The organism is Neoroseomonas eburnea (assembly GCF_018129005.1).
GTDB lineage: Bacteria > Pseudomonadota > Alphaproteobacteria > Acetobacterales > Acetobacteraceae > Neoroseomonas > Neoroseomonas eburnea.
In genome coordinates, this window is sequence record NZ_JAAEDL010000006.1 from 161,496 (window position 1) to 175,371 (window position 13,876).

The 13,876-nt window shown below is 71.7% G+C and carries 13 protein-coding genes; 4 read left to right on the forward strand and 9 right to left on the reverse strand.

The window, feature by feature from the left end:
* Nucleotides 1-47 precede the first annotated feature (47 nt).
* Nucleotides 48-1,049, reverse strand: a complete 1,002-nt coding sequence (locus GXW74_RS08280) for a lysozyme inhibitor LprI family protein (RefSeq protein WP_211846005.1) — start codon at nt 1,047-1,049, stop codon at nt 48-50.
* A gap of 194 nt (nt 1,050-1,243) precedes the next feature.
* Here GXW74_RS08280 and GXW74_RS08285 point away from each other — a divergent pair, with 194 nt between their 5' ends.
* On the forward strand, nt 1,244-2,221 hold the full coding sequence (locus GXW74_RS08285) for a Bug family tripartite tricarboxylate transporter substrate binding protein (protein WP_211846006.1): 978 nt from the start codon (nt 1,244-1,246) through the stop codon (nt 2,219-2,221).
* Nucleotides 2,222-2,301: 80 nt separating this feature from the next.
* Here the strand turns inward: GXW74_RS08285 and GXW74_RS08290 are convergent, their stop codons facing one another.
* Both GXW74_RS08290 and GXW74_RS08295 read right to left on the reverse strand, forming a co-directional pair.
* Nucleotides 2,302-3,603, reverse strand: coding sequence for a hydantoinase/carbamoylase family amidase (locus GXW74_RS08290; protein WP_211846007.1), 1,302 nt, complete (start codon nt 3,601-3,603; stop codon nt 2,302-2,304).
* Nucleotides 3,600-4,715, reverse strand: coding sequence for a CaiB/BaiF CoA transferase family protein (locus GXW74_RS08295; protein ID WP_211846008.1), 1,116 nt, complete (start codon nt 4,713-4,715; stop codon nt 3,600-3,602). The genes GXW74_RS08290 and GXW74_RS08295 overlap by 4 nt, the downstream gene beginning before the upstream one ends.
* A gap of 70 nt (nt 4,716-4,785) precedes the next feature.
* Here GXW74_RS08295 and GXW74_RS08300 point away from each other — a divergent pair, with 70 nt between their 5' ends.
* From GXW74_RS08300 to GXW74_RS08310, 3 genes are all read left to right on the forward strand, one after another.
* A complete protein-coding gene (locus GXW74_RS08300) occupies nt 4,786-5,751 on the forward strand; it encodes a Bug family tripartite tricarboxylate transporter substrate binding protein (protein WP_211846009.1) in 966 nt (321 codons plus the stop codon).
* Between the two features lie 3 nt (nt 5,752-5,754).
* A complete protein-coding gene (locus GXW74_RS08305) occupies nt 5,755-6,747 on the forward strand; it encodes an NADPH:quinone oxidoreductase family protein (RefSeq protein WP_211846010.1) in 993 nt (330 codons plus the stop codon).
* Nucleotides 6,748-6,901: 154 nt separating this feature from the next.
* The gene (locus tag GXW74_RS08310; protein WP_211846011.1) at nt 6,902-8,287 is read left to right on the forward strand and encodes an MFS transporter; all 1,386 of its coding nucleotides are present in this window, start codon (nt 6,902-6,904) and stop codon (nt 8,285-8,287) included.
* A gap of 120 nt (nt 8,288-8,407) precedes the next feature.
* On the opposite strand, the gene GXW74_RS08315 is transcribed toward GXW74_RS08310, so the two are convergent.
* The 6 genes from GXW74_RS08315 to GXW74_RS08340 form a co-directional block, all read right to left on the reverse strand.
* Complete coding sequence (locus GXW74_RS08315) at nt 8,408-9,184, reverse strand: ABC transporter ATP-binding protein (protein WP_211846012.1); 777 nt, start codon at nt 9,182-9,184, stop codon at nt 8,408-8,410.
* Nucleotides 9,181-9,939, reverse strand: a complete 759-nt coding sequence (locus tag GXW74_RS08320; protein ID WP_211846013.1) for an ABC transporter ATP-binding protein — start codon at nt 9,937-9,939, stop codon at nt 9,181-9,183. The genes GXW74_RS08315 and GXW74_RS08320 overlap by 4 nt, the downstream gene beginning before the upstream one ends.
* A complete protein-coding gene (locus GXW74_RS08325; protein ID WP_211846014.1) occupies nt 9,936-10,811 on the reverse strand; it encodes a branched-chain amino acid ABC transporter permease in 876 nt (291 codons plus the stop codon). Before GXW74_RS08325 ends, GXW74_RS08320 begins: the two co-directional genes overlap by 4 nt.
* The gene (locus GXW74_RS08330) at nt 10,808-11,677 is read right to left on the reverse strand and encodes a branched-chain amino acid ABC transporter permease (protein ID WP_211846015.1); all 870 of its coding nucleotides are present in this window, start codon (nt 11,675-11,677) and stop codon (nt 10,808-10,810) included. The genes GXW74_RS08325 and GXW74_RS08330 overlap by 4 nt, the downstream gene beginning before the upstream one ends.
* A 7-nt stretch (nt 11,678-11,684) precedes the next feature.
* Nucleotides 11,685-12,812 (reverse strand): ABC transporter substrate-binding protein, encoded by a 1,128-nt coding sequence (locus GXW74_RS08335; RefSeq protein WP_211846016.1) that lies wholly within the window; start codon nt 12,810-12,812, stop codon nt 11,685-11,687.
* Between the two features lie 63 nt (nt 12,813-12,875).
* The gene (locus tag GXW74_RS08340) at nt 12,876-13,814 is read right to left on the reverse strand and encodes an SMP-30/gluconolactonase/LRE family protein (protein WP_211846017.1); all 939 of its coding nucleotides are present in this window, start codon (nt 13,812-13,814) and stop codon (nt 12,876-12,878) included.
* Nucleotides 13,815-13,876 lie beyond the last annotated feature (62 nt).

Consider the following 13,876-nt stretch of genomic DNA (forward strand, 5'->3'; position numbering starts at 1 on the left):
CCGGGGCGAGGGCGTGAGGCGTGTCACGCTCCGGCCCCGGCGCGGCATCACCGTTGCGGCGGGTTCTGCTGACCCGGGCGAAGGGCGACGTCCCGCAGCACCAGGCGTTCGCCTTCGAGGGCGAGCCGCGCCTCGGCGCGACCGCCGGTCGGGCAGCAATCCCGGTCGTCCTCGCGCCACAGCCGGAAGGCGACGGTCAGCCGCTCCGGGTCGAGGGCGACCACGCCGCGGACTTCCAGGCCGGCGGGCAGCCGCTGCTCCAGCGTCGACCGCCAGCCTTCCGCCTCGATCTCCTGCCAGATGCGGAAGGAGGCCGGGCCGGCGCGGCGGTAGAGCAGCGGAATCGCGCCGCCGGCGGTGCCGGTCTCCGCGCAGGGCAGGTAGAGCAGGCTGTCCTGGCCGTGGCGGACGAGGCGCGGGCGCATGCAGTTCGCCTCGGTCAGGCGTTCGGCGATGTCCACCGTCCATTCGCCGGGCTGGCCGGCGGAGAGCACCAGGATCGCCGTCTCGTTCGCGAGGTCGCCGGTGGGGTCGGGCGGGTACTCGTAGAGCGCGAAGGCGAACCGGCGGCCATCGACGGTGCCGAGGCTGCCGAATTCCGCCACGCGGCAGCGGCGCCGCTGTGCCGCCGCGCCTTCCGAGGAGGGCAGCGCCAGGCAGGTGGTGCGCAGCCGGCGTTCCGGTGCTTCCTCGAGGCCATGGGAGGAGAACCACTCGTTCTCCTCCCGCAGCGCGGCGAGGCGGGCCTGCAGGCCGCGGCGGATCGCCGCGGGGTCCCGGGCGCTGTCGTTGCGCAGTGCGGCCATGGCGGCGTCGTGGCGTTCGCGCAGGCCACGGCGCCAGGGGATGCCCGCCATGTCGCGGCGGTAGGTCGCGACCTCGCCTTCCAGGGCGGAGAGGGCGGGGTCGGCGCAGACGGTGCGCTGGAAGGCGTCGGCCGGGGCGCGGCAGTCGAAGCTGGCGGCGCCGGCCGTGGAGGGCAGCAGCGCCGTCAGGCCGAGGAGGGTGGCGCAGGCAGTCCGGCGCGCCAGGGAGGCAAGGGAGATCACGATCGGCAGGACCCTTCGTCGCAGTGACATGCACGGGGGCGCGGAGTTGGCCCGGGCGTGGCACGCCTGTCCATGAAACCCTGCACGCGGAGCGATGACATCGCGGCGACACGGCGAAAACGTTCCGGTTGCAAGGGGGGCTGATCTAGCATGACGCCAACTCCGCGGATCAGGGCGGGGAGAGGGAGGACGCCATGTCGATCACCATGCCCATGCGGCGGCGGCCGTTGCTGGCTGCCGCCGGCGGCGCGCTCATCGCGCCGCGCAGCTTGCAGGCCCAGGGAGCCTGGCCGAACCGGCCCATCACCATGGTCGCGCCCTATCCGCCAGGCGGCACCACCGACCTTTCCATCCGGCCGATCGCGGAACCGCTCGGGCGGCTGCTCGGGCAGCCGATCGTCATCGAGAACCGCGCCGGGGCGGGCGGGACGATCGGCGCCCAATACGTGGCGCAGGCGCGGGACGGGCACACTTTCCTTGCCTTCCCGGTCGCGGTGATGACCATCGCGCAGCACGTGATGCAGCTCTCCTTCGATCCGGCAACCGCGCTGGTGCCGGTGGCGATGACCTCGATCGCCTACAACGTGATCTCGGCGAATCCGTCAGTGCCCTACCGCGACGTCGCGGGGCTGATCGCATACGCCAAGGCCAATCCCGGTGCGCTGCGCTTCGGCTCGGCGGGCAACGGCACCATCACGCAGCTTTCCGGGGAACTCTTCGCCGAGGCCACCGGCATCCGGCTGGAGCACGTGCCCTATCGCGGCTCCGCCCCGTCGCTGACGGATCTGCTCGGCGGGCGGCTGCAACTGCTGTTCGATCCGGTGGCGCTGCCGGCGATCAAGGACGGCCGGCTGATCGCCCTCGCCACCCTGGCGGAACGCCGCAACCCGGACCTGCCGGAGGTGCCGACGCTGGCGGAACTCGGCCATCCGCGCGCGCTTGCGGTGCCCTGGTACGGCGTCGCGGCGCCGGCCGGCACGCCGCCCGAGGTGGTCGATCGCCTGGCGGGCGCGATCGGGGAGGCGCTGGCCATGCCGGCGGCGGCGGCCGGCATGGCGCCGATGGGCATGGCGCCGGTCTTCGAGCGCGGCGAGGTCTTCGCCAGCCGCGTGGCGCGGGAGCGGGAGACCTTTGGCGCGCTGGTGCGCAGGCTCGGCGTGCGGCCGTCCTGACGGTGCTTGGAGCGGTTTCCGTTCGCCTTGGCTCAAGGCAACCGCTCCAGCCCATTGTTGTCGCGAGCATCCTTGTCCGATCAGCTGATTCCAACCGATCGGGATCTGCTCCAGCCCGCCGCTTCCGCGCGCAGCCACTCGGCGAAGGTGGCGGTGGCGGCCATCAGGTCGGGAATCTCCATCGCCTCGCGCGGATTGTGGCTGCCATTGGCGTTGCGGATCAGCAGCAACCCGGTCGGGATGCCGGCGGCGGCGAAGTTCGCCGCATCATGGGACGCGGGGGAGCCGAGCGGCATGGTCGCGATGCCCATGCGCGCCGCCGCCGCAGCAAGGCCCGCCCGGAGCGCCGGGTCGCAGGGCCCGACCGGCGCGGCATTGCGCGGGCCGAGCTCGATGCCGACGCCGCGGCGCGCGGCGACCTCGGCGACGATGGCGTGCAGGCGCTGCTCCAGCGCGGCGAGGTGCGCGGCGTCATAGGCGCGCAGGTCGAGCGAGAAGGTGAAGTCGCCGGCAACCACCGTCAGCTCGTGCGTCGACGTGTCGGTGTGGAAGCGGCCGATGGTGAAGGCCATGGCGCGGCCGGCCTCCTCCTCCTCCGCCCACAGCGCATCGAGGGCGGTGAAGATATCCGCCCCCGCCAGCGCGGCGTCGCGGCGGAAGCGGCGCGGCAGGCCGACATGCGCGTCCTCGCCGGCGATGCGGATGGCGGCGTGGCGGATATTGCCCGGGATGCCGGTGGCGATGGCGAGCGGCAGGCCGGCCTCGATCAGGCTCGGCGCCTGTTCGATATGCGCTTCCAGGAAGCAGCGGATGGGGCCCACCGGCAGCAGGCGCGTACCGGGGACGATGGCATCGGGATCACCGCCGCAGCGGGTGATGTGGTCGGCGAGCGTCAGGCCGGTGTCGGCGCGGCGGCGGTCCAGCGCCTCGCGCGGCAGCAGGCCGAGCGCGGCGCGGCTGCCGATCAGGCCGAGGCCGAACCACACCGCTTCCTCGCAGCGGAAGGCGGCGATGGTGATGTCGGCGCGCGGCGTGAAGCCGGTGGCGCGCAATGCCGAGACGGCAGCGAGCGCCGCGACCACGCCCGCCGCGCCGTCGAAATTGCCGCCGTGCCGCACGCTGTCGAAGTGGGAGCCGAGCAGCACGCGGGGCGCCGACCGGCCCGCGCCCGGCCAGGTGAGGTAGAGGTTGCATGCGGCATCGCGCGCGACCTGGAGGCCGAGGCGCCCGGCCTCCACGACGGCGAGCGCATGGGCGGCGTTCTCACGCTCGTCGAAGGCGTGGCGCGTGATGCCGGGTGGATCGGCGCCGATCGCCGCCAGGCGGTCGAGCAGGGCGGCGACGCGCGGCTGCTCCTCCGCCACGGCGGCGGCCAGCGTCACGCGCCGATCTCCGCCAGGATCTCGGCCGTGTGCTCGCCGAGGCCGGGGGCGATCGCGTCCCAATGGCCGAGGCCCGGCAGCATCGGCAGCGGCACCTCGCCGAGCTGCGGCTGCTTGATACGCGAGGCGGCGCCGTAGGCGACGACATGCTCGTTCGCCAGCCAGTCGAGCGGCGTATTGACGCGATCCGCAAGCAGGCGCGCACCCTGCAGGCGCTGCACCCAATCCGCCGAGGACCGCTTCGCTAAGGCGGCGCGGACGATGGCGTAGAGCGCGTCCCGGTTCTCCCAGCGCCGCGCGAAATCGGCGAAGCGCGGGTCGCGCGCCGTCTCCTGGATCTCGAGCACCTCGCAGATGGCGAGCCATTCGGCCTCGCGCACCAGCGTGATCATCACCCAGGCGCCGTCCGCGGCCTGGTAGGCGCCGGCGGGCACGTTGGGCGGCGCGGCGGCCTTGCCCTGCATGCCCCATTCGCCGATCTGGTGCGTCAGCAGGTTCGACGTCGCCGCCATCAGCGACATGTCGATGACGCGGCGGCGCGGCGCGGTGTCCTGCGCGCGCGCGGCGAGCGCCACCTGCACGGCGGAGAAGGCGTAGATGCCCGTCGCCATGTCGGCGACGAAGGGGCTCGCCTTGTGCGGCGCGCCGTCGGCGCCGGCATTCAGTGCGACGAAGCCGGAGAAGGCCTGCGCGACGGAATCCGTGCAGGGACGTTCCGCATAGGGGCCGGTCTGGCCGAAGCCGGAGATCGACAGGCAGACCGCATCCGCCTTCGCATTCTCGGGCCCGAGGCCGATGCGCGCGGCGACACCGGGACGGAAGGCCTCGATCAGCACGTCGGCGCGGGCGGCCAGCGCGGCGGCGGCGCGCTTGCCGTCCTCGGATTTCAGGTCGAGCACGACGCTGCGCTTGCCGCGGTTGAAGCACACGGTCATCACCGAGACCTTGTCCTTCGCGGTGCCGAGGCCGCGCGACCAGTCGCCTTCCGCCGGTTCCAGCTTGATGACATCCGCGCCGCAGGCGGCGAGCATCATGCCGCAATAAGGGCCGGCGATGCCCTGTCCGGCATCCAGCACGCGAAGGCCCCTGTAGGGCCGCATCGCCTCGTCCATCGCATTTCCTCCTTGGCGGACCGGGCCTATCCTGACGCGAAGCGACAAGATGGGAAGAGGATCTCCGAGAATGTGGACGACACGACGCGCGGCGCTGGCCGCGACAATGCTGCCGATGGCCGCGCATGCCCAGGCGCCGTCCTGGCCCACCCGTCCGGTGCGCTTCATCGTGCCCTATCCGCCCGGCGGACCGACCGACATCATGGGGCGGATCGTCGCGCAGGCGGTGCAGGGGCCGCTCGGCCAGCCCTTCGTGGTGGAGAACCGCGCCGGGGCCAACGGCATCATCGGCAGCGAGCAGGTGGCGCGCGCCGCGCCCGACGGAGCCACCTTCCTGGTCAATGCCTCCGCCCACACCATCGTGCCGCATCTGACGCGGCAGATGCCCTTTGACGTCATCAACGACTTCCTGCCGGTGACGAACATCGCCGCGGTGCCGCTGATGGTGGTGGTGAATCCGTCGCTGCCGGTGCGTTCGATCGCGGAGCTGATCGCCTATGCGAAGGCGAATCCCGGGCGGCTGGCCTATGCATCGTCGTCGCAGGGCGGGGCGCCGCACCTGGCGGCCGAGCTGTTCAAGCTGATGGCCGGCGTGGACATGACGCACGTGCCCTATCGCGGCAGCGGGCCGGCGGTGCAGGACATGATCGCCGGCACGGTGCAGGTGATGATCGATTCCATGCCGAGTAGCGCCGGCGCGGTCCGCGACGGGCGGCTGCGGGCACTTGCCGTCACCACGCCGGCGCGGGTGCCGGCCTTCCCCGACCTGCCGACGGTCGCCGAGGCCGGCCTGCCCGGCTACGAGATCGCCACCTGGTACGGCATCTGGGCGCCGCGCGGCACGCCGCAGCCGATCGTGGACCGTTTGCAGCAGGCGACGGCGGCGGCGGTGGCGACGCCGGAGGTGCGTGCGCGGCTCGATGCGCTGGGCGCGCAGCCGGTGGCCGATACGCCCGCCGCGTTTGCGCGCTTCGTCAGGTCGGAATACGAGCGTTGGGGCAGGCTGGTGCATGACGCCAGCATCAGGATGGACTGAACGATGCGCGCGCTTGTCTGCGAATCCTGGCGTCCCTTCGACGAACTCGAACTGAAGGAGGTCGCGCCGCCGCCCATGCGACCGCGCGGCGTGCGCATCCGCGTTGAGGCCGCGGGCGTATCCTTCGCCACGCAGCTCGTGGTGGAGGGCAAGTATCAGCGCAAGCCGCCATTGCCCTTCACCCCGGGCACCGAGGTGGTCGGCACCATCATCGAGGCCGCGCCCGACGCCGAGGCCCCGCCGCCCGGCACCCGCGTCTTCGCCGTGCTCGACTGGGGCGGCCTGGCGGAGGAGGCGATCGCCGACGACATCCATGTCATCCCGATCCCGGAGGGGCTGCCGGCGGATCCGGCGGTGGCCTTCCCGATCTCCTACCCCACCGCCGGCGCCGGCCTGCTGTGGCGCGCGCGGATCGCACCCGGCGACTGGGTGCTGGTGCACGGCGCCGCGGGCGGCGTGGGCCTGGCGGGGGTGGAGATCGCGCATGCCATGGGCGCACGGGTGATCGCGCGGGCGGGTGCGACCAAGCACGCGCTGCTCGCGGCGCGCGGGGCGGAGGTGGTGCTCGACAGCGCGGCACCCTTCCGCGACGCGGTGCGCGCGGCGACGGGCGGGCAGGGGGTGGCCTGCGTGCTCGACACCATCGGCGGCGACGCCTTCGACGATTCGCTGCGCTGCCTCGGCGATGGCGGGATGCTGGTGGTGATCGGCTTCGCCGGCGGCGGCATTCCGACCGTCGCGGCGAATATCCTGCTGCTGAAGAACATCGCCGTGGCCGGGGTGAACTGGGGGACCTATGTCGGCTGGTCACCGGGCGACAATCGCCGGCTGCACGCGCCGCGCGCGCGGGAGCTGTGGGGCAAGCTGATGGGCTGGTGGCAGGAGGGGAAGCTGAAGCCCGAGGTGCACGCTTCCTTTCCGCTCGGGCAGTTCCGCGAGGCGATGGCGGAGGTGCGGGCGCGGCGCAGCGCGGGACGGGTGGTGTTGAAGCCGTGAGGAGGAGGAAGAAGTCGCGGGGGAGGGGAACCTCCCCCGCCCCCCCTCCCTTCTTTGTCTATTTGGCACCGGCCTTGGCTGTCAGTTCCCAAAGGTCAAAGAAGGTTGAGGGGGCGCGGGGGAGAAGTTCTCTTCTCCCCCGCATCCTGGCCGCATGAGCGACCACCGCGGCATCGCGCTGATCGTCGCCTCCGCGCTCTTCATGCAGAATCTGGACAGCGCGGTGCTGGCGACGGCGCTGCCGGCCATGGCGCGCGACCTGAACGAGGACCCGGCGCGGCTCGGCGCGGCCATCACCTCCTACCTGGTGGCGCTGACCGTCTTCATCCCCTTCTCCTCCTGGATCGCGGACCGCTTCGGCGCGAAGCGGATCTTCATGTCCGCGATCCTGGTCTTCGTCGGCGCATCGGCCCTGTGCGGCCAGTCGCAGGGGCTTGGCGAGCTGATCGCCTTCCGCGTCCTGCAGGGATTCGGCGGGGCGATGATGGTGCCGGTCGGGCGGCTGCTGCTGCTGCGCGGCGTGGCGAAGAAGGACATGCTCTCGGCCATGGCCTGGCTGACCATGCCGGCGCTGCTGGGGCCGGTGACGGGACCGCCGCTCGGCGGCGTGCTGACGGATCTGTGGTCCTGGCGCGCGGTGTTCTGGATCAACGTGCCGATCGGGCTGCTCGGCTTCCTGCTGGTGGCGTGGAAGATCCCGCATGTGCCGCCTGCAAGGCCCGGGCCGCCGGACCTGGTGGGTCTCGCGCTGACCGGCGGCGCGCTCGCCCTGGTCATGTTCGCGCTGGAGACGGTGGGTCGGCATGTCGTGCCGGCACCGCTCACCTGGGGCGCGCTGCTGCTCGGCCTGCTGGCGGGCGTGCTCGCCATCCGGCATTGCCGGCGGGTGGCGCGGCCGGCGGTGGATCTCTCGCTCTTCTCCATCGCGACCTTCCGCGACCCGGCGGTGGCCGGCAGCCTGTTCCGCACCGGTGCAGGCGCGGTGCCGTTCCTGATCCCGGTCATGCTCCAGATCGGCTTCGGCATGAGCGCCTCCCAGAGCGGCTTCGTCTCCTTCGCCACGGCGCTCGGCGCCTTCGCGATGAAGCCGCTGGTGCGGCCGCTGCTGAAGCGGACCGGGTTCCGCGCGACGTTGATGGTCAATGGCGTGGTCGCGGCGGCCGGCATCGCGGCGCTGGCGCTGGTGACGCCGGCCTGGCCGTCGCTCGCGATCTTCCTGCTGCTGGCGGCCGGGGGCCTGGCGCGCAGCCTGCAGTTCACCTCGCTCAATACGCTGGCCTTCGCCGACGTGCCGACCGAACGGATGTCGGCGGCGACGGCGCTGTACGGGACCTTGCAGCAGCTCACGCCGGCGCTGGGGGTGGTGCTGGCGACGGCGTCGCTCGAAATGTCGCTTGCGCTGGCGGGGCGCAGCGCGCTCGTGGCCGTGGATTTCTCCTGGGGCTTCGTCGTCGCGGCACTGGTGGTGCTGGCGTCCGTGCCGTTGCATGCGCGGCTGCCGGCCGACGCGGGCGAGGAAGTGTCGGGGCATCGGCGGTAGCGCGGCTGGGAGGGCGCGCGCCGCCGCGCACCCCGCCCGCCGAGGGCGCTTGGAAGCCGTGGCGTCGGGCGGCTTTCGGCCCTGGGCAGGGAGAACGGCGGCCCCGCTCCCTGCTGCGCGTCAGAACAATTCCATCAGCCGCGCATGGTCGTCGAGGTCGCTCGGCGCGCCATCGAAGATGAACTTGCCGGAGCGCATCACCAGCACGCGATCGGAGACGGCGAAGGCTTCGCGTACGTTCTGCTCCACCAGAAGGATCGCCATGCCGCGGGTGTCGCGCAGCGCCGCGATCGGCCGGATCAGGTCCTGGAACAGCTTCGGTGCGAGGCCGATCGAGGGCTCGTCCAGCAGCAGTGCCCGCGGGCGCGTCAGCAGCGCACGGCCGATCGAGACCATCTGCTGCTGCCCGCCGGAGAGCGTACCGGCGCGCCGCGTGCGGAATTCCTTGATGCGCGGCAGCACCTCGAGGACTTCCTCGACGCGTTCGCGCTGGCCCGATTTCGGCACTCCGGCCGACCACAGGGCGAGCCCGAAGATCTCCTCCACCGTCAGGTCGGGGAAAACCCCGCGGCCTTCCGGCACCAGGGCCACGCCCGCCGCGCCGAGAGCCGCCGGCGTGTGCTGCGCCGGCACTTCCCCGAACACCTTCATGCTGCCGGCCGAAGGCCGGTGCAGGCCGAAGAGCACCCGCAGCAGCGTGGATTTGCCGGCGCCGTTGTGGCCGATGAGGCAGAGGATCTCGCCGGCGTTCAGAGTCAGCGAGACGTCCTGCAGCACTTCCCGCCCGCCATAGCCGGCGGAGAGGCCGAGGGCCTTGATCGCCGGCGCGGGGTCCTCGCGGCGAGGCGGCGCCGCGCCGCCAGGCCCTTCGGTGCTCCGTCGATTGGAAAGGCTCATGCGGCCTCCTGCGGCCGGTCGCCGAAATAGATGGCGGCGAGTGCGGGGTCCTTGAGAATGGTCCCGGGGTCACCCTCGGCGAGGACGCGGCCCTGGTCGAGGAAAGCGATGCGGTTGGACAGTTCCACCACCACGTCGAGATTGTGCTCTATCAGGCAGATGGCGACGCCGCGCGCCTGCGCGTTCTTCAGCAATTCGCCGAAGCGGAGGCGCGAGGCGAGGTCGAGGCCGGAGGCGGGTTCGTCGAGCAGCCAGATATCGGCCTCGGCGGCGAGGATGCGCGCCATCGAGAGGAATTTCCGTTCGGCATAGGCGAGGTCGACGGCGCGGGCATCGGCGAGCGCCGCCAGGCCCGTGGCTTCCAGCGCGGCCTCTGCGCGTTCCTGCCGGCGCAGGCGGGCGCGGCTGCCGCCCGGTTGCCAGAACCAGGACGCCGTCTCGGTCGCCGCGAACACGTTCTCCCGCACCGTCATGTGGGTGAAGAGGCGGAGATCCTGGAAGGAACGCGCGACGCCGAGCCGTGCCACCTGCCACGGCTTCAGCCCCATGATCGGCCTGCCGCGGATCTGTGCCGTGCCGGAATCCGCGCGCAGGTTGCCGGTGATGAGGTTGAAGGTCGTCGTCTTGCCGGCGCCGTTCGGCCCGACCAGCGCCGTCACCTGGCCCGCGTAGAGGGAGAGCGACACGCCCGCCACCGCCTGCAGCCCGCCGAAGGCGCGCGCGAGGTTCTCGGATCTCAGCAGCACCTCGTTCATGCCGTGGCCCTCCCCTTGGAGAGGTCGCCGACCAACCCGGCGGGGCGGAAGATCATCAGCAGTGTCATGGCGAGGCCGTAGATGATCTGCTGCACCGCGCCGACCTCGGTCGGCGGGATGAAGGGCAGGAAGGCGAGTCCGGCAGGCAGCGACAGCAGCAGGATGGCGCCGAGCAGCGGCCCCCACAGCGTGCCGGTGCCGCCGATGATGACCATCGCCATGACCAGCACGGACTGGTCCATGGTGAAGCTCTCGACATTCACGAAGGACAGGTGCAGCGCGAAGAGCGCGCCGCCGATCCCCGCCCCGGCGCAGGCGAAGGCCACGGCGAGGGTCTTGACCGCGGCGACGTTCTTGCCGAGCGCCTCGGCCGCACTCTCCGCGTCACGGATGGATTGCAGCGAGCGACCGAAGGCACCGCGCTGGAGGCGGGCGGTCAGGAACAGGATCAGCGCCAGCGCGACGAGGGCCAGCGGCAGCACATTGACCTCGATGCCGGCGACGGTGGGGCGCGGGATGGCGACCAAACCGCCGATGCCTCCCGTGAGCGGCTTGGCCTCGGAGAACAGCGTCGTCGCCATCATCTGCAGGCCGAGCGAGGCGGCGACGAAGTATTCCCCCCGCACGCGCAGCGCCGGCAGGGCGAGGCAGAGCGACAGCCCGCCCGCCACGATGGCGGCGACCAGGCAGGCCAGCAACGCATCGGGCACCAGCAGCAGCGCCACCTGCGCCCCGGCATAGGCGCCGAGGCCGAAGAACACCGCATGCGCGACGGAGAAGATCCCGGCGAAGCCGACCACGAAGTTGAGCGTCGCGGCGAGGATTCCGAAGATGGCGACCAGCGTCGCCAGGTTGGCGGCATATGCGATCATCGAGCCTGGGCCACCCCGAAGATGCCGCTCGGGCGGAAGATGATGAAGGCGAAGAGCACGAGGAAGGACACGCCTTCGGCCCATTGCGTATCGACGAATTGCAGCGCGACGGATTCCGCGACGCCGAGCATCAGCCCGGCCAGGGCCGCGCCACGCAGCGAGCCGACGCCGCCGACGATGGTCGCGGCCATCGAGATCAGCATGACGTGGTGCCCCACCGCCTCGTTCAGGCCGGAGGTCATCGCCGTCAGCACCGCCGCCGGCGCCGCCATGGCCGAGCCGAGTGCGAAGGCCAGCATCGACAGCCGATTGGAGGACAGCCCGTAGGCCCGCAGCAGATCGGGGTTCTGCGCCAGGGCGCGCAGCGCCACGCCCGCATGCGTGCGCGTGAGGAAGGTCGATAGTGCTGCGAACAGCGCCACCGCGACGCCGACGGCGATCCAGAAGATCGGGGCGAGGAAGACGTCCGGCAGCACCTCATCCGCACGCGACAGCGGCGTGTCCACCGAGGCGAAGCCGCGGCCCGCAACCATGCCGACCAGGTTCTGCACCACCACCGCGACGCCGAAGGCGGCGACGAAGACGGTGAAGAATGAGCCTTCGTGCCGCTGGATCGGTCGATAGACCAGCCGTTCCATGGCCAGGCCGAAGAGCACGGCGACCAGGATTCCGGCCAGCGACCCCGCCCACCACGGCAGGCCCCCGTTCCAGGCGAAGAGGAACACGTAGCCTGCGAGCGTGAAGGATGTCCCGTGCGCGAAGTGGAAGATGCGGGTGGCGCCGAATATCAGCGCGAAGCCCGCGGCGGTCAGCGCATACAGGGCGCCGGTCTGGACGCCCTGCAGCAGGAGCTGGAGGAAGAGCACGCCTGGCTCAGCCGATCGGAACCACGCGCCCGCCGCGGATCTCGTTCACCTGGATGTCGGCGGACATGTTGCCCTGGTCGTCGAAACGGCCCTTGCCGCCGACCAGGTCGAATTCCCGCACGCGCAGCAGCGTCGCGCGCAGCGTGTCCCCGTTCACCGGCGCGTTCTCGCGTTCCAGCTCGCGCGCGAGCAGCGCGAAGAGCCGGGTCGCGTTGTAGTAGTTGGCGTTGTAGGTGCCCGGGTCGGCGCCGTGGCGCGCCTTGAAGTCGGTGGCGAAGCGGCGCGTCACCTCGCTGCCGCCGGTGTAGTCGAACTTCTGGCTGGTGAAGATCACGCCCTCGGCCTCCGGCAGGGCCGTGACGGAGGCGATGGACAGGGCCGAGTAGCCGACCAGCGGCTGCCGGATGCCGTTGTCGCGCAGCCCCTTGATGATCTGCGCCTGCTGCGCGCCGAAGGAGGCGATGTAGACCGCATCCGGCCGCGACTGGCGCACGCGCGCCGCGATCGGGCCGAACTGCTGCGCCGTGCGCGGGATGGAGAAGGTGCCGACGAGCTCGCCGCCCGCCTTGGGCAGTTCCGTCCGCAGCAGGCCCAGGATGGCGTCGCCCAGCGGGTCGTCCACGTAGACCAGCGCGATGCGCTTGAGGTTCCGCCGCATCAGGAAGGGAAGGAAGGCCTGCGTCTCCAGATGCGCGAGCGGGATGACGTTCCAGAAATAGGGCGAGAGGCCCGAGAGGTCCGGACCCACCGCGCCGCCGTTCACGGTCACGGTCTTGGCACGGTCGGCGACCGGCGCGACCGCCTTCGAGACCGAGGTGAACCCGACCAGCACGTAATGCGCCTTGTCGACGTTCACGAGCTTGGTCATGCCGATGACGCCCTGCTGCGGCAGGGCCTGGGTGTCCTCGGCCTGGATGCGCATCGGCCGGCGCAGCATGTTGTCGGCGCGCGCATGCTCGATGGCGAGCGCCGCGCCGTCGGTGAAGAGCTTGCCGTATTCGCCGTTCGGGCCGCTCATCGGAAAGAGCGTGCCGATCACGTAGGGGTCGGAGCCCTGCGCGAAGGACGGGCGGACGAAAGGCGCGGCGAGCGCCGTGCCGAGCAGGGCGCGGCGCGCGATCTGCGGACCGGTCATGAACGATACTCCCCAGGAGAGCTTGCTTGTTGGCGCGGAGGTTCCGCTCCGCGCCGCGGCCTGTCAACCGTGGGGCAGGCGCAGGCCCGGCTCGTCCCATTCCATCGCGACCAGCTTCCCCGTGGTCGAGAGGGTGATGTAGGCGGTGCGCATGTCCGGCCCGCCGAAGCAGATGTTGGTCGGCATGCGCTCGGGCATCTTCACCACGCGCAGGATCTCGCCTGCGGGCGAGACGGTGGTGATCTCGCCCGAGACGAGAGTGGCGACGACGATGTTGCCGGATGCGGCGATGGCGAGGCTGTCGAGGCGCCGGTAGCCCGGGAACTGGCACAGCATCCGCCCGCCGCTGACCGACGGCCAGGGTTCCTTCTTCAGCCTGCCCGGGCCTTCCACATCCCAGGCCCAGAGGCGGCCGGTCTCGGTCTCCGCGACATAGAGCGTCCTGCCGTCGGGGCTGATGCCGATGCCGTTGGCGCCGCCGAAGACCGGGAAGGCGGCCTCGACCACCTTCGATCCGTCCTCCGCCGCCCAGTAGACGCCGCCATGGTCGCGGTCGCGCGCGCGCACCTTGCCGAGGTCGCTGAACCAGAAGCCGCCCCGGCCGTCGAACATCAGGTCGTTCGGGCCGCGCAGCGGGCGACCGTCGCAGGCGCGGTAGAGGGTCTCGACGCCGCCGGTCGCGGGGTCCACGCGCTCGATCCGGCCGCCGGAATAGTCGGGGGACTGGCCGCTCGGGCGCAGCAGCCCCGGCTCCTCATGCCAGGAGAAGCCGCCGTTGTTGCAGACATAGAGCGTGCCCTTCGGCCCGAGCGCCAGGCCGTTCGGCGCGCCGGTCACGGTCGCGATGGTGGTCCTGGTCCCGTTCGGCGCCACGCGGGTGATGCGGCGCGACTCGAGCTCGACCAGCGCCACGGAGCCGTCCGGCATCGCCACCGGGCCTTCGGGGAAGCGCAGCCCTTCGGTGACGATGCGCAGGTCCGGCGCGGCGACGGTGACGGTCATGGCGGTTCCTTCCCTTGGGTGTTGCCGCGGATCATGGCCTGCGCCGGCCGGGCTGCGAAGCC

Excerpts from the sequence above, each read along its gene's own strand:
- GXW74_RS08340 (WP_211846017.1), bottom strand. The coding sequence starts at position 13,814 with ATGACCGTCACCGTCGCCGCGCCGGACCTGCGCATCGTCACCGAAGGG.
- GXW74_RS08305 (WP_211846010.1), top strand. The coding sequence starts at position 5,755 with ATGCGCGCGCTTGTCTGCGAATCCTGGCGTCCCTTCGACGAACTCGAA.
- GXW74_RS08335 (WP_211846016.1), bottom strand. The coding sequence starts at position 12,812 with ATGACCGGTCCGCAGATCGCGCGCCGCGCCCTGCTCGGCACGGCGCTC.
- GXW74_RS08300 (WP_211846009.1), top strand. The coding sequence starts at position 4,786 with ATGTGGACGACACGACGCGCGGCGCTGGCCGCGACAATGCTGCCGATG.
- GXW74_RS08320 (WP_211846013.1), bottom strand. The coding sequence starts at position 9,939 with ATGAACGAGGTGCTGCTGAGATCCGAGAACCTCGCGCGCGCCTTCGGC.
- GXW74_RS08310 (WP_211846011.1), top strand. The coding sequence starts at position 6,902 with ATGAGCGACCACCGCGGCATCGCGCTGATCGTCGCCTCCGCGCTCTTC.
- GXW74_RS08295 (WP_211846008.1), bottom strand. The coding sequence starts at position 4,715 with ATGGACGAGGCGATGCGGCCCTACAGGGGCCTTCGCGTGCTGGATGCC.
- GXW74_RS08285 (WP_211846006.1), top strand. The coding sequence starts at position 1,244 with ATGTCGATCACCATGCCCATGCGGCGGCGGCCGTTGCTGGCTGCCGCC.
- GXW74_RS08325 (WP_211846014.1), bottom strand. The coding sequence starts at position 10,811 with ATGATCGCATATGCCGCCAACCTGGCGACGCTGGTCGCCATCTTCGGA.
- GXW74_RS08315 (WP_211846012.1), bottom strand. The coding sequence starts at position 9,184 with ATGAGCCTTTCCAATCGACGGAGCACCGAAGGGCCTGGCGGCGCGGCG.